The sequence below is a fragment of the uncultured Phascolarctobacterium sp. genome (genome assembly GCF_905212365.1).
GTDB lineage: Bacteria > Bacillota > Negativicutes > Acidaminococcales > Acidaminococcaceae > Phascolarctobacterium_A.
This window is the reverse complement of record NZ_CAJMEH010000060.1, coordinates 1-13,671: the sequence shown is the minus strand read 5'-3', so window position 1 is coordinate 13,671 and position 13,671 is coordinate 1. Positions and strand designations below refer to the sequence as shown.

14 protein-coding genes are annotated in these 13,671 nt (G+C 53.0%); 1 reads left to right on the top strand and 13 read right to left on the bottom strand.

All coding sequences use genetic code 11. The features are described from left to right. The 5 genes from QZ105_RS08840 to ybaK all read right to left on the bottom strand — a co-directional run. Nucleotides 1-819: LarC family nickel insertion protein (locus QZ105_RS08840; protein WP_293729553.1), on the bottom strand; the 819-nt coding region annotated here is incomplete at its 3' end. A gap of 2 nt (nucleotides 820-821) precedes the next feature. Continuing rightward, a complete protein-coding gene (larE, locus tag QZ105_RS08835; protein WP_293729552.1) occupies nucleotides 822-1,658 on the bottom strand; it encodes an ATP-dependent sacrificial sulfur transferase LarE in 837 nt (278 codons plus the stop codon). Further along, nucleotides 1,639-2,406, bottom strand: a complete 768-nt coding sequence (larB, locus tag QZ105_RS08830; protein ID WP_293729551.1) for a nickel pincer cofactor biosynthesis protein LarB — start codon at nucleotides 2,404-2,406, stop codon at nucleotides 1,639-1,641. The genes larE and larB overlap by 20 nt, the downstream gene beginning before the upstream one ends. Nucleotides 2,407-2,594: 188 nt before the next feature. Then, a complete protein-coding gene (gene thrC, locus QZ105_RS08825; protein ID WP_293729550.1) occupies nucleotides 2,595-4,085 on the bottom strand; it encodes a threonine synthase in 1,491 nt (496 codons plus the stop codon). Between the two features lie 137 nt (nucleotides 4,086-4,222). Continuing rightward, on the bottom strand, nucleotides 4,223-4,708 hold the full coding sequence (gene ybaK, locus QZ105_RS08820) for a Cys-tRNA(Pro) deacylase (RefSeq protein WP_293729549.1): 486 nt from the start codon (nucleotides 4,706-4,708) through the stop codon (nucleotides 4,223-4,225). A gap of 108 nt (nucleotides 4,709-4,816) precedes the next feature. Here ybaK and nadE point away from each other — a divergent pair, with 108 nt between their 5' ends. After that, nucleotides 4,817-6,715, top strand: coding sequence for an NAD(+) synthase (gene nadE, locus QZ105_RS08815; RefSeq protein WP_293729548.1), 1,899 nt, complete (start codon nucleotides 4,817-4,819; stop codon nucleotides 6,713-6,715). Nucleotides 6,716-6,771: 56 nt separating this feature from the next. Here nadE and QZ105_RS08810 read toward each other — a convergent pair whose 3' ends face one another. The 8 genes from QZ105_RS08810 to QZ105_RS08775 all read right to left on the bottom strand — a co-directional run. After that, nucleotides 6,772-7,605, bottom strand: coding sequence for a pyruvate, water dikinase regulatory protein (locus QZ105_RS08810; RefSeq protein WP_366936028.1), 834 nt, complete (start codon nucleotides 7,603-7,605; stop codon nucleotides 6,772-6,774). Next, nucleotides 7,589-8,257, bottom strand: coding sequence for a helix-turn-helix transcriptional regulator (locus tag QZ105_RS08805; RefSeq protein WP_293729547.1), 669 nt, complete (start codon nucleotides 8,255-8,257; stop codon nucleotides 7,589-7,591). The genes QZ105_RS08810 and QZ105_RS08805 overlap by 17 nt, the downstream gene beginning before the upstream one ends. Nucleotides 8,258-8,513: 256 nt before the next feature. After that, nucleotides 8,514-9,428, bottom strand: coding sequence for a ribose ABC transporter substrate-binding protein RbsB (rbsB, locus tag QZ105_RS08800; protein WP_293729546.1), 915 nt, complete (start codon nucleotides 9,426-9,428; stop codon nucleotides 8,514-8,516). A gap of 14 nt (nucleotides 9,429-9,442) precedes the next feature. Continuing rightward, nucleotides 9,443-10,372, bottom strand: coding sequence for a ribose ABC transporter permease (gene rbsC / locus QZ105_RS08795; protein WP_293729545.1), 930 nt, complete (start codon nucleotides 10,370-10,372; stop codon nucleotides 9,443-9,445). 5 nt (nucleotides 10,373-10,377) lie between these two features. Beyond that, complete coding sequence (locus tag QZ105_RS08790) at nucleotides 10,378-11,859, bottom strand: sugar ABC transporter ATP-binding protein (RefSeq protein WP_293729544.1); 1,482 nt, start codon at nucleotides 11,857-11,859, stop codon at nucleotides 10,378-10,380. Between the two features lie 65 nt (nucleotides 11,860-11,924). Further along, nucleotides 11,925-12,323 (bottom strand): D-ribose pyranase, encoded by a 399-nt coding sequence (gene rbsD / locus QZ105_RS08785; protein ID WP_293729543.1) that lies wholly within the window; start codon nucleotides 12,321-12,323, stop codon nucleotides 11,925-11,927. Further along, on the bottom strand, nucleotides 12,323-13,204 hold the full coding sequence (rbsK, locus tag QZ105_RS08780; protein ID WP_293729542.1) for a ribokinase: 882 nt from the start codon (nucleotides 13,202-13,204) through the stop codon (nucleotides 12,323-12,325). The genes rbsD and rbsK overlap by 1 nt, the downstream gene beginning before the upstream one ends. Nucleotides 13,205-13,231: 27 nt before the next feature. Continuing rightward, nucleotides 13,232-13,671, bottom strand: a 440-nt coding sequence (locus tag QZ105_RS08775; RefSeq protein WP_293729541.1) for a hypothetical protein, incomplete at its 5' end; no start/stop codon positions are given.

Here is a 13,671-nt window from a genome sequence, read left to right as displayed (position 1 = left end):
TACGGCAGGCAGTACGGTTACGGAAAATATTACGGCAAATATGGGTACGGCGACTACGGCAAATACGGCTACGGCGGCTACGGCAGCCGCGCCCGTAGGCGTAACAAATTCGCCCTGCACAGGCAGCAGCCGTACCTTCAAGCCGTATGCCTGCATAATATTGGCAACCGCAGGCACGGGCACAGGCAGAACGCCGTGCTGGCAGCGCACGCTGCCGCGGCCCTCGCACAGCTCCGGCACGATAACCTCGTCTATATGCAGGCTGTCCAGGCAAACGGCAATGGCCACCACGTCCACAATGGAATCGATGGCCCCTACCTCGTGAAAATGCACCTGCTCCTTGGGCACGGCGTGAGCCTTGCCCTCAGCCGCAGCGATAATATCAAAAATCTTCAGAGCCGTTTTTTTAGCATTCTCGCTCATATCCACGGCGTTAATAATGGCAATAACTTCGTTTAGGCCGCGGTGCTCGTGAGCGTGGTGATGCTCATGGGGCGCATGACAATGCTCGTGTTCATGCTCGTGGTCATGGTGATGATGGCAATGCTCATGTTCGTGCTCATGCCCGTGAGCAGGCGCTCCATGCAAAAATTCCATATCGTGGTCGTGATTTTCGAGCTCCGCATCCAGCAGCACATTAAAATCGCAGCAATCCACTCCCGCTTTGCTTACGCGGCTGATCTCATAGCGGAACCCGGCGGCAGGAATACTGTCCAGCGCTTTGCGCAAAGCCTCCTTGTCCGCGCCTAAATCCAATAAAGCTGCAGCCAGCATATCGCCGCTGATACCGGCGCTGCATTCCAAATATAAAGTCTGCATTTTTATCCTCCAATTTTCAGGCTTTCATTCATGCTGCCCATGCGGTAGCCCGCTAAATCCAAAGCCACATAGGTAAAGCCCAGTTCTTTTAATTTTTGATAAATTTCGCTGCGCAAGGGCTCCTTGGCAGCCAGCCCCAGCTGCGCCGGAGCTACCTCGACACGCGCCAAATTGCCATGCACGCGCACGCGGAACTGGCTAAAGCCTAATTGCGCCAAATATTCCTCCGCCTCATCGACAGCCTGTAATTTAGCTGCCGTAATCTTTTCGCCATAGGCAAAGCGTGAAGCTAAGCAAGCGAAAGACGGCTTATTCCAGGTCGGCAGAGCAAATTTTTTTGAAAGGAAACGTATCTCCGCCTTAGTAAGCCGCGCCGTACGCAAAGGACTTGCTACCCCCAGCTCGGCCAAAGCTTTCAATCCCGGACGATAATCGCTCAAATCGTCTAAATTAGATCCTTCGCATAACACCGCTTTTTCTTCGGCTGCCAACTGCAAAAGATTAGTAAAAAGCGTTTTTTTACAAATATAGCAGCGGTCCGGCGGATTATCCGCATAACCCGGCACAGCCAACTCGTCAAAATCAAAAAAGCGGTGCCGCACGCCAAATTTTTTACAAAAGCTGTCGGCGTCACGCAAATCCCGCTGCGGCAAAACTCCTGACCGTTCTGTCACAGCCAACACGTTTTCCCAGCCTAGCGCCTGCTTAGCCGCAAACAATAGCAGGGAAGAATCAACCCCGCCGGAAAACGCGATCAAAACGCGCCCCAAGCTGCGTAATTCCGCCAGCAAAGCGTCGTATTTTTGTTCAACTGCCATATCAATATTTTTGTTCATCATCTTGCCTCCCTACGGCCAAACGATTGATCTGCGTCGCAATATAGCCCGCGCCGTAGCCGTTGTCGATATTAACTACGGACACGCAGTTGGCGCAGGAATTGAGCATCGTCAGCAGCGCCGACATTCCGTGAAAGCTGGCGCCATAGCCTACGGAGGTTGGCACGGCGATGACCGGATTGCGCACCAGCCCTCCGATAACGCTGGCAATCGCGCCTTCCATACCCGCCACCGCTACTACGCAGTTCGCCTTCTGCAAAACCGGCAGCTTATCCAATAAACGGTGAATGCCGCTGACGCCCACGTCGTACATGCGCTCCACATGGCAGCCGAAAAATTCCGCCGTTTGCGCCGCCTCCTCGGCCACGGGAACATCGGCGGTACCGGCCGTGCATACTGCCACCAGCCCGTCGCGTTTTTTATCGCTGCGTTCCAGCTTCAGCGTCCGTGCCACCGGGTCGTACACCACCTCAGGCAGCGCCTGCCGCACCAGCTCGTACTGCGTCTGCGTCGCCCGCGTGCCGAAAACCTCGCCGTGCCGCTCCGCCAGCCGCTGGTAAATAGACTGCAAAAAAGCGTCCGGCTTATTGCTGCAATAAACCACCTCGGGAAAGCCGGAGCGAATTTCCCGATATGTGTCCAGCTTGGCGTAACCCATATCCTCGTAGGCCTTGCGGTTGAAGTAGCGCTCCGCCTCGGCGATGGAAAGGGAGCCGTCCCGCACCTGTTCAAGCACTCTCCTAGAGTCCACTATATTCCTCCTTCTGCAGCAAGGACTTAGTCCGCGGCGCGAACTAAGTCCCTGTAATTTGCTTATTTATTATTCTTACTCCCCCAGTCATCTTCGATGACAGCCCCCTCTAAGAGGGGGGCAATATAATTCAATTGAGAGTTTTACTATTGCTCCCTTTTTGAGGGATTTACTCTATTTTATTTTTCTTACAACAAATTAGTCATTACCGCCAGCTCCATCTTATCCGCAGCCACAATCTCCTTATGCAGCACGGGCAGCTCCTGCAGGGCCAGCATTCTCGGCGGGATTTCCACGCCGGTTTTTTCATTCAGCTCGTGCAGCTCGGCAAAGGCGTCGCTGCCTGCCGGCTGGCCGTCGTCCAAAGCGTCCAGCACGCTGTCGGCAAATTTATACGGGCTGGCCGTGGACAGCACCACCGTATAGGTTTCGTCGCTGGTCAGGAAGCGGTATTTTTCCAAAGCCCGCCAGGCCACAGCCGTATGCGTATCCATAAGATAATGGTAATCGCTGTAAATGCGGCCTATGGCTTCCTTGGTTTCCAGCTCGTCCACCCACGCGCCGAAAAATTCGCTCTGGATGCGCTTCAAATCGTCGCTGTCCACCTTGTAAGCGCCTTCGGTATTCAGCTGCTTCATATATTCCGCCACTCTTGCAGAATCGCAGTCGGTTACATTATACAGCAGCCGCTCCAGATTGCTCGATACCAAAATATCCATGGACGGCGAAATCGTTTTATAAAATTCGCGGCGCTTGTCGTAGGTGCCGGTGTTGATAAAATCCGTCAGCACGTTATTACTGTTGGAAGCGCACAGCAAGCGCTCGATGGGAAGCCCCATCAGCTTGGCGTAATAGCCTGCTAAAATATTGCCGAAATTACCGGTGGGCACTACGAAATTGATGCCGTCGCCGGCTTCGATTCTGCCAGCCTTCACTGCGTCCACATAAGCGCTGAAATAATAAACTATCTGCGGCACCAAACGGCCCCAGTTAATGGAATTGGCGGAAGAAAAGCTGTAGCCCTTCGTTCCTAAGGCCGTCGCCAAAGCCGTATTGCCGAAAATTTCCTTCACGCCCCGCTGCGCGTCGTCAAAATTGCCCTCGATGCCAAAGACCTTGACGTTCTTTCCGGCCTGGGTAATCATCTGCCGCTTCTGCATATCGCTCACGCCGTCCTTAGGATAAAAGACGATAATCTGCGTGCCCTCCACGTCGGCGAAGCCCTCCAGGGCAGCCTTACCCGTATCGCCGGAGGTAGCGACCAAAATAACCACTTTATTCGTTTCGCCGGTCTTGCGAATAGAGCGCGTTAAAAGATGCGGCAAAAGCTGCAGCGCCATATCCTTAAAGGCCGACGTCGGCCCGTGCCACAGCTCCAAAACGCCGGTATTTTCGTTGACCTGCACCAGCGGCGCCGGGTCTGCGCCGAATTTTTCCGGCGCGTAGGCGGCGTTGACGCACTGGCGCAGCTCGTCCTCGCTGAAATCCGTAAGATATTGCAGCAGCACATCCACGGCGCGTTCCGTGTACGGCTTGCCGCTCATAGCCTTAATATCCGTCATGCGCATAACCGGAATGCTCTGGGGCACAAAAAGCCCGCCGTCGCCGGCCAGCCCGCGGGTAATCGCGTGCGCCGAAGATACTATATCCGTTTTCCCTCGTGTACTTACATATAACATAATACAAAACCTGCCTTCTTTGCGCGGTCTACCGGACGCAAACCCAGCCGCCGCTTCTTTCAAGCTTTTTCTTTTATCTGTTGACTGATGGGCGTATCATTTTTAATCATATCATATTTTTCAAACGGTAACAAGCGCTATTGCGCAAAAATCAGCGGCGTTACCACGGCGTTGGTAGCGCGCTGCAAATCGGCGGGAGCCGCGATAATCTGCATACCGCGCTGTCCGGCGCTGATTGCTATTTCCGGCCATTGCTCGCAGCTGGCATCCAAATATACGGGATAGTTTTTCTTAGCGCCCAAAGGCGAGCAGCCGCCGCGAATATAACCTGTCAGCGGCAGCACCTCCTTCAAGTGCACCAGCTCAGCCCGCTTATTGCCGCTGGCCTTGGCCAAAGCCTTTAAATCCAGCTCGCCGTCGCCGGGAATGACTGCGAACATAACGCCGTTCTTATCGCCGCGCACGCACAGCGTTTTAAAAACCTGCGCCGCAGGCATACCCACCTCCTGCGCCACGTGAACGGCGTCCAAATGCTCCTCGTCCACCGGATATTCCACCAAACGGTATTCTATTTTCAGCTCGTCTAATTTACGGGCCGCGTTAGTTTTTTTGTTATGTTTCATAATAAAAGCCCCCTCTGCGCTAGAGAAATTGTTTTATCTCTGCTATAATAGCACTAGATAACAGTAAAATGCAAATTTTACAAAGGGAAATACGAAAGGGATTCCACATTGAAAATTAAAATCATCTGCGGGCAGCTGGAAATCATTCCCGGCCGTCCCGATCTGAACTACAAAAAAATTCTTGTCGTTATGGACGAAGCGCGGGCGCGGCAGGCTGACATTCTGCTGCTGCCGGAAATGTGCCTGCCCGGCTATCTTATAGGCGACCTGTGGGAACAGCAAAGCTTTCTGGACGACTGCGAATATTATGCGCAAAAAATCATCGCCGCCAGCAGCGGCCTCTGCGTAATGTTCGGCAGCGTGGCGGCGGAGCCTGGCAAGCTCAACGAGGACGGCCGCGTGCGCAAATACAACGCCGCCTTTGCCTGCTGCGACGGCCAGCCACTGACCGGATATTTAGGCCGCGACTATATTATAAAAAATTCTTTGCCCAACTACCGCGAATTTGACGACTGCCGTTATTTTTACGGCCTGCATAAGCTGTGCGCAGAAGAAAATATCAACGTGCGCGACGCCTTGCAGCCGCTGGAAGTAAATATCCGCGGCGAAAAGCTGCGCATCGGCCTCATGCTGTGCGAGGACGGCTGGACGGAAAATTACAGCCTTAATGTGCCGCAAACCTTAGCGGCTAACGGCGCGCAGCTGCTGTGCAACCTTTCTTGCTCGCCCTACACCCTGGGCAAAAACCGCAAGCGCAACCGCCTTTTTGGCCAGCAGGCGCAGCAGGCCGCTATCCCGCTGATTTACTGCAATAATGTCGGCATTCAAAATAACGGCAAGAATATTTTTACCTACGACGGCTGCACCTCCGCCTACAACGGTGACGGCTCGCTGATTGCCTCCGCGCCCATGTATGCGGACACGCTGTTGGAGCTGACTTGGGATACGGCAAGCAGCACCTTAACCTCATCCAGTCCGGTGGCGGCGCTGCCGCAGGAGCCTCAGTCCGTTTATCTGGCGCTGAAATACGGTGCAAGTAAATTTTTGCAGCAATGCGGCATCCGCAAAATGACCATCGGCCTTTCCGGCGGCATCGACAGCGCCGTGGCCGCGGCTATGTACGCCGATATTCTCGACCCGAAAAATCTGCTGCTGCTCAACCTGCCGTCGCGTTATAATTCGGCGGCCACCCGCAACCTGGCCTACCGTTTGGCCAAAGCGCTGGGCGCTAATTACGCCGTGCTGCCCATTACGGAAAGCTGTAGGCTGACCTTCGGACAATTGCAGAACACGCCCATCGTAAATTTAGGCAGCGGCAGTCAATTTAATTTACAGCTCAGCGGCCTAGTCCAGGAAAATATTCAGGCCCGCGACCGCGGCGCACGGTTGATTGCCGCCGCAGCGGCAGCCTTCGGCGGCGCGTTCAGCTGCAATTCCAACAAAGCCGAGCTGGCCGTGGGCTACGCCACCTTCTACGGCGATATTGCCGGAGCTTTAGCCATTCTGGGCGATTTATGGAAGCATCAGGTTTACGCTCTTGGCCGTTACTTAAACGCAGCAGTCTTTCAAAGAGAAGTTATTCCGGAAGAAATTTTTACCATTCGCCCCAGCGCTGAGCTTTCCGCCAGCCAAACCGTAGGCAGCGGCGGCGACCCGCTAGTTTATCCCTATCACGATTATCTGCTGCGCTCCTTTATCGAAAACTGGCACAAAACCACCCCCGCCGACATTCTGCGCTGGTACAAAAACGGCGTCCTGGCGCAGGAATTAGGCTGCGAAGAAGCGGCGCTGCAGCAGGCCTGCCCCAACGCTCAGGCTTTGATAGAAGATTTAGAGCGCTGGTGGCGTTTGTTCGCCGGCTTTGCCGTAGCCAAACGCATTCAGGCCCCGCCAATTCTTTCGCTGACCAAGCGCGCCTTCGGCTACGACCACCGGGAAGCGCAGCTGACGCCTTATTTTTCACGGGAATATTACGCTTTGAAGGACGAGCTGCTGGCGCAAAAATAAATATTTGCAAAAAAAAAGAGCTGCCACATTTTAGTGTGACAGCTCTTGCGCTTTTCTTAACTTTCGTGATGTCTTTCCTGGTTCTTGCGCACATAATCCATAATGATACCTGCGGTTTCTTCAATAGCGCGGTTGGATACGTTGATAATCTGGCAATGCAGACGGCGCATAATGCCTTTAGCATAAGTCAGCTCGTCGTTTATGCGCTGCATATCGGCATAAACGGCAGTATCGCTCAGGCCCATGGTTTTTAAGCGTTCGCTGCGGATCTCATTAAGCTTAAAGGGATCGATCAAGAGGCCGATGATTTTGTACGGCGGCACCTTAAACAGCTCCTCCGGCGGCGCCAGCTCCGGCACCAGGGGCACATTGGCTACCTTAATCTGCTTATGTGCCAGATACATGGAAAGCGGCGTTTTTGAAGTACGCGAAACGCCGATAATAACTACGTCGGCTTTCAGCAGGCCCAAAGGATTTTTGCCGTCGTCATACTTAACGGCAAATTCCACAGCCTCTACGCGCTTAAAGTATTCGTGATCCAGCGAATGGATAAGGCCGGCTTGATTGCGCGGCAAAAGCCCCGTGGTTTTTTCAATGGATTTCAGCATGGGGCCCAGCACGTCCACTACCTCCACGTCCACGGCCAGCGCTCTGTCGGCCATGTGCTCGCGCAGTTCGGGAGACACGATAGTATAGCAGACTACCGCTCTGTTAGCCGCAGCCTCCTCGATAACCTTGTCGATCTGCGCCTTGTCCTTAACGTAAGGAACGCGGATCACATCGAATTTTTCTTCTACAAACTGGCTGGTAGTGGCCTTAACCACGGATTCCGCAGTTTCGCCAATAGAGTCAGATACAGCGTAAATAATCGGATTAACCTTCGGTAGTATGATAATTACCTCCCTTGCCCTCTGCCAAATCCACCAGCAAACGGGTAAAATTTGTTTTTGTAATGCGGCCTACGACCTGATAGCTGCGCTTGCATTCGTCGACGGCTTTTACCACCGGCAGGCAGTCTATTTCGTTATCAATAAGCCTGCGGGCTGCCAAAGCGGCGGGTTCGTCCGGCGCTGCCACAATAATTTTGGAAATAGGCGTCATCACCATCACCACGGGAATATCGCGCAGGTCGCTGTTATTGATAGCGGCCTTGAGCAAATCCTTGCGGGATACGATACCCGTCAGCAGGCCTTCCTCGTCCAGCACGAAGACGGTTCCTACATCCTCTAAAAACATGGTGACTACGGCCTCGTAGGCGCTTTTATCGTTGGCGATAGCTACGGGTACGGACTGCAGGTCCTGCACCTCGATGGCGGAGATTTCTTCCATAAGCATGCCCAAGGTATTTTTACCCGTATAAAAATAGCCTACCTTGGGACGCGCATCCAAAATACCGCCCATAACAAGAATCGCCAAATCACTGCGCAAAGCGGCGCGCGTTACGTTAAGTCTTTCCGCAATATGCTCGCCGGTGATAGGCCCTTCAAGACGTACTATTTCAGCAATTTGCTTCTGCCTGTTACTTAAAGAAATAATCTTCACACCCTTTCGTCATCAAATTCTCTTAATATATTTATAGTATACACTATTGGGTTCAAAATAGCTAGATTAAGTCACAAATATTTTTACAGAAAAGTAAAATACCTGTTAACTATTGCCGGCAGCCATATTTCGTATATGCTATTAGCAGCTGCCTGCTTCTTGTAGTCCGCGCATAAAAATACCCGCTGCGGCAAACAGCGGGTATTTTGCTTTACAAGTTGTCAGGTTGTGCTACAAACAGCTACAGGGGTTTAGCTTATTTCTTTTCAATGAGCTTCAGCGGAGCGGAAACCTTAGCGTCAACCTTTTCGCCCTTAGCGGCCTTTACGGCTACTTCCAGACCCTGTTGGCCCATAACCTCCGGCTGCTGCGCGATGGTAGCGCTCATAGCGCCGCTTTCTACAGCCTTTACGCCGTCGGCAGTACCGTCAAAGCCTACGATGAAAATTTGCTTGTTGGCAGATTTAGCAGCCTCGATAGCGCCCAAAGCCATTTCGTCGTTCTGCGCGAAAATAGCCTTAATGTCGGGGTTTGCCTGCAGCATATTTTCAGCTACGGTCAAACCCTTGGAACGGTCAAAATCAGCGGATTGCTTAGCTACTACGGTCAGCTTGCTGTCGGCAATCTTGTGGAAGCCTTCGCCGCGTTCACGGGAAGCGCTGGCGCCGGGAATGCCTTCCAGTTCAGCAACCTTTACCTTTTCGCCCAGCTGCTTAACGATGTATTCGGCAGCCATTTCGCCGCCCTTTACGTTATCGGAAGCGACTAAAGAAGCGACAGTGCCCTCGTCGGCGCTGCGATCCAGGCAAACAACGGGGATATTAGCCTTGTTGGCAGCCTTTACGGAAGTGGAAATAGCAGCGGAATCAACCGGGTTTACCAGCAATACGCTGATATTCTGCTGCAGCAGGTCGGCAACGTCGTTGGCCTGCTTAGCAGGGTCGTTCTGAGCGTCTACAATCTTTACGGTTACGCCCAACTCCTTAGCTTTAGCGTCTACGCCTTTAGCCAAGGAAACGAAGAAAGGGTTGTTTTGAGTGGATACGGAAAAGCCAACGACAAGCTTTTTGCCGCCGTCTTTAGCGGCGTCCTTTTTCTCGCTGCCGCCGCAGCCTGCAATCATCATAGCCATAGCCACGATGCAGGTAAGTACCAATAAGATTTTTTTCATGGAAAAATTTCCTCCTAAGATTTTTTGCGGTCCATCAGGACTGCCAGCAAAATTACAATACCCTTGACAACTTGTTGGTAAAAGCTGGATACGTTTAAAATATTCAGGCCGTTGTTCAGCGTGCCGATAATCAACGCGCCGATAATCGTGCCCACAATGCGTCCCTTGCCGCCGGACAGACTGGTGCCGCCCAAAACTACGGCAGCGATAGCGTCCAGCTCATAGCCGGTGCCCGCAGTGGGCTGCGCGCTGTTCAAACGGCTGGTCAAAATAGCGCCCGCCATACCGCACAACATACCTGTAATAGTATACGCAAAAATCTTGATGCGGTCAATCTTAATACCGGCAATAAAGGAAACCTTTTCATTGCCGCCTACGGCGTAGGTTTTGCGCCCCAGCGTAGTTTTGTGCAAAATAAAATAGGAAACGGCGAACATCAGGAGCATCATAATGGCAGGCACGGGCAGACCCATCAAATAGCCCTGACCAAATTCATGGAATACTTCGCTGTCCGTCAGGCTACTGATAGGGTTGCCGTTGGTATAAACCAGCGTCAGACCGCGAAAAATAGTCATCGTCGCCAGGGTAGCGATAAAGGGGGCCACCTTGCCGTAGGTAATTACCAGGCCGTTGACAGAGCCTAAAACAGCGCCGATAACGCAGGCCAGCACAATGCCCAGCACCGGGTCCATGCCGCCCTTGATAAAGCTGCCCATAAGCACGCTGGACAGAGCCAGAATACTGCCTACGGATAAATCGATGCCGCCGGTCAGGATAACGAAGGTCATGCCAAAGGAAATCAAGGCATTGATGGATACCTGACGCAGCAGGTTTTTCAGGTTGCTGGGGTCGATAAAGCTGCTGTTAAGGCAGGAAATGACCACAAACAACGCCACCAGTCCGATAACGGAGCCGGATTTTTTTAAGATTGCTTTGATATTCATTATACTTATTGCCCTCCCGTTGCCAGTGACATAATTTTTTCCTGATTGGCCTCGTCGTGCAGCAGCTCTCCGGCAATGCGCCCTTCATGGATAACCATGATGCGGTCGCTCATGCCCAAAACCTCCGGCAGCTCCGAGGAAACCATAATGATAGAAACGCCGCTGGCCGTCAATTCATTCATCAGCTCGTAAATATCGCGTTTAGCGCCTACGTCGATACCGCGAGTAGGCTCGTCCATAATGATGATATTAGGCTGCATACCCACCCATTTGGCGATAACCACCTTCTGCTGATTGCCGCCGGACAAGGCTCCGGCCTCCAAGCCCAAATCCTGCGCCTTAACGCCCAGCTTAGCGGCCATTCTATCGGCAAAAGCAGTTAATTTTTTAAAATTAATAACGCTGTTTTTAGCGAAAGCGTCCACGCTGGGCAAAGCAATATTGCGCATAATGGAAAAATCCAGAATCAAGCCCTCGCTCTTGCGGTTTTCCGTTACAAAGCCAATGCCCGCGTTAATGGCGTCCTCCGGCTTTTGAATGACCAGCCTCTGCCCGTTCAGCAGCAGCTCGCCCTTCTTGCAGCTGTCCACGCCGAAAATAGCGCGCATAATTTCCGTGCGGCCCGCGCCCATCAATCCGGCTACGCCCAAAATTTCGCCCTTGCGCAGATTGAAATTGATATCGTGGAACAGCCCCGGCTGTTCAAAATGCTTAACCTCCAGCACCACCTCGCCGGGCTTATTACGCCGGGCGGGATAAAATTCGGTTATGGAGCGGCCAACCATATCGCGGACAATCTGTCCCAAGGCATATTCGCCCACCGGCTTAGTCGCCACGGAAACGCCGTCGCGCATTACGGTGATGGTGTCGCAGTTATTGAAAACCTCCTCCATGCGGTGGGAGATATAGACCATAGCCACGCCCCGCTGCTTCAGGGAACGCATCACCTCAAACAGCTTTTCCGTCTCACGCTCCGTCAGCGCCGCCGTCGGCTCGTCCATAATTACTACCTTAGCATCCAGCAGCAAATTGCGCACAATTTCCGTCATCTGCTGCTGCCCCACGGAACATTCGCCGGCTTCCATATCCAGCGGCAGCTCGATGGAAATTTCGCGGCATTTTTCCTCCGCAATCCGGCGCATAGCCTTAAAATCCAAGACGCCCATGCTGTTAGTGATGCTGTGCATCATGAACAGATTTTCCAAAATGCTCAGATTAGGCCAGATATTTAATTCCTGATGAATAAAAGCAATACCGTTAGCTTCAGCCTCCAAGGGATTTTTAAAGCTTACCTCGCGCCCGTCCACAAAAATCTGACCCTTATCCTGCTTATGGATGCCCGTCAGAATGTTCATCAGCGTGGATTTACCGGCGCCGTTTTCGCCCATTAAGGCGTGTACCTCGCCGCTTTTCAGCTTCAGGTTAACGCCCTTGAGTACCTCGTTGGAGCCAAAGGCCTTGTGGATATCTCTTAACTCTATTTCCATAAATATACCCATCCTCAAAACGCGCCTGCAGCAAACGTATACCGGTTCGCTGCGGCGCATTTTTCTTAAAAGAATACGTTGCTGTGCAAAATGACGTTGGCGTAAGGCGTAATCTCGCCGGTGCGGATAACGCATTTCGCCTTTTTCGTAGCCTCCTTGAAGGCTTCGTGGTCAACGTCCACCAACCACTGCTCCGTGGGGAACAGCGCCTTCATAGCGGCGAAAACCTGCGGGTTGCGGTCTTCCATTTCCCCTGCGATTTCCACCTTTTCGATAACCATGTTTTTAGCCACCTCGGTCACAACCTCCATAAAGGAAGGCGTGCCGGGCTTCAAGGCCAAATCTATTTTCTGCACTCCGGCAGGCACAGGCAGACCGCAGTCGCCGATAACGATAGTATCCGTATGACCCAGATCAGCCAGCACCTTAGCGATGGCGCTGTTTAACATACCACCCTTTTGCATTATTTCAACATCTCCTCTACATCCTGCAAATACGGCATTCCACTCTGCGCACCCAGCTTCTGCACCGACAGCGCCGCCGCCGCGTTGGCAAAGCTGATGCTGTCATACATGGATTTACCATTGGCCCTAGCCACAGCAAAAGCGCCGTTAAAGGTATCGCCTGCTCCCGTAGTATCCACGGGCTGCACCTTAAAGCCCGGCACATTATATACCTGGCCCTTTTCCGCATAGGCTACGCCCTTGCTGCCCAAGGTCATAATCACCTTGCCCTGGTTGCGTCCCAGAATATCGGCCTTGCCCTGACCGGCAAACAAGACCGCCGCCTCGTGCTCGTTAGGCGTCAGATACGTTACCTTGTCTAAAAGCTCCTGGGGCACAGGCGCTACCGGCGCAGGATTCAGCAGCACGGGTACTCCCGCCGCCGCGCATTTTTCAATAACATAGGTATTAACAGCCGCCGGAATTTCGTGCTGCAAAAGCACCATATCCGCCTGAGCGATAACCTCCCAGGCCTCGTCCACCAAGGCGGGGGACACCAAATCGTTAGCGGCCTTGATAACAATAATGCTGTTGTCGTTTTCCGCCACGGTAATATGCGCCGTACCGCTGTTTTCGCCGGGCAGCACCTTTACATAATCAGTATTGATATTATTTTTCTCCAAAGCCTCCAGCATCAGCTTGCCGTAGACGTCGTCGCCCACGCAGCCCACCATGGCCACCTCCGCGCCCAAACGCGCCGCAGCCACAGCCTGATTAGCGCCCTTGCCGCCGGGAGAAATGGTCAGGCCCTTGCCGAAGATTGTTTCGCCCGGTTTGGCCCAACGCTCGCATTCCACCGTTACATCAATATTACAGCTGCCGATTACTACAATTTTTGCCATAATCAAAACCTCAATCTATCACTATATTTAACAAATACGCTCCAGCAGCTCCTGATACGCGCCGGTTACGGCACTGGGCTGCATTAAATCCTCTAAAAAGCGCGCCTGACGGCGGCTGGTTTTGGGCAGAGAACGCTGCCAATAGGCGATAGCCAGCTGCAAAAGCCGCCTCAGCTCCTGACGGCGCTTTTCATCGTTAGCCGCAAGCTGCCACAAAAACTGGTACCACTGCCGGAAAATTTCCATATCGTCCTGCATAGTGCTGCGCGCGGCGTTGCTCACTAAATCGCGAATGCTGCGCAGCGTCAGCAGCAAATAAGTCGCCTGCTCGCCGACGTCCGCACCGGCGCGTCCTGCCCGCCTTACCAGCAGCAGGTATAAAAGCGGCAGCTCCGGATAGGCGGCGCAGGCTCTGGGAAATCCGTCCCAGCGGGCGAACACAGTAAAATGCAGCGTCAGCCGCGCCA

Excerpts from the sequence above, each read along its gene's own strand:
- thrC (WP_293729550.1), bottom strand. The coding sequence starts at position 4,085 with ATGTTATATGTAAGTACACGAGGGAAAACGGATATAGTATCTTCGGCG.
- rbsK (WP_293729542.1), bottom strand. The coding sequence starts at position 13,204 with ATGGCAAAAATTGTAGTAATCGGCAGCTGTAATATTGATGTAACGGTG.
- rbsD (WP_293729543.1), bottom strand. The coding sequence starts at position 12,323 with ATGCAAAAGGGTGGTATGTTAAACAGCGCCATCGCTAAGGTGCTGGCT.
- QZ105_RS08790 (WP_293729544.1), bottom strand. The coding sequence starts at position 11,859 with ATGGAAATAGAGTTAAGAGATATCCACAAGGCCTTTGGCTCCAACGAG.
- rbsC (WP_293729545.1), bottom strand. The coding sequence starts at position 10,372 with ATGAATATCAAAGCAATCTTAAAAAAATCCGGCTCCGTTATCGGACTG.
- rbsB (WP_293729546.1), bottom strand. The coding sequence starts at position 9,428 with ATGAAAAAAATCTTATTGGTACTTACCTGCATCGTGGCTATGGCTATG.
- larE (WP_293729552.1), bottom strand. The coding sequence starts at position 1,658 with ATGATGAACAAAAATATTGATATGGCAGTTGAACAAAAATACGACGCT.
- ybaK (WP_293729549.1), bottom strand. The coding sequence starts at position 4,708 with ATGAAACATAACAAAAAAACTAACGCGGCCCGTAAATTAGACGAGCTG.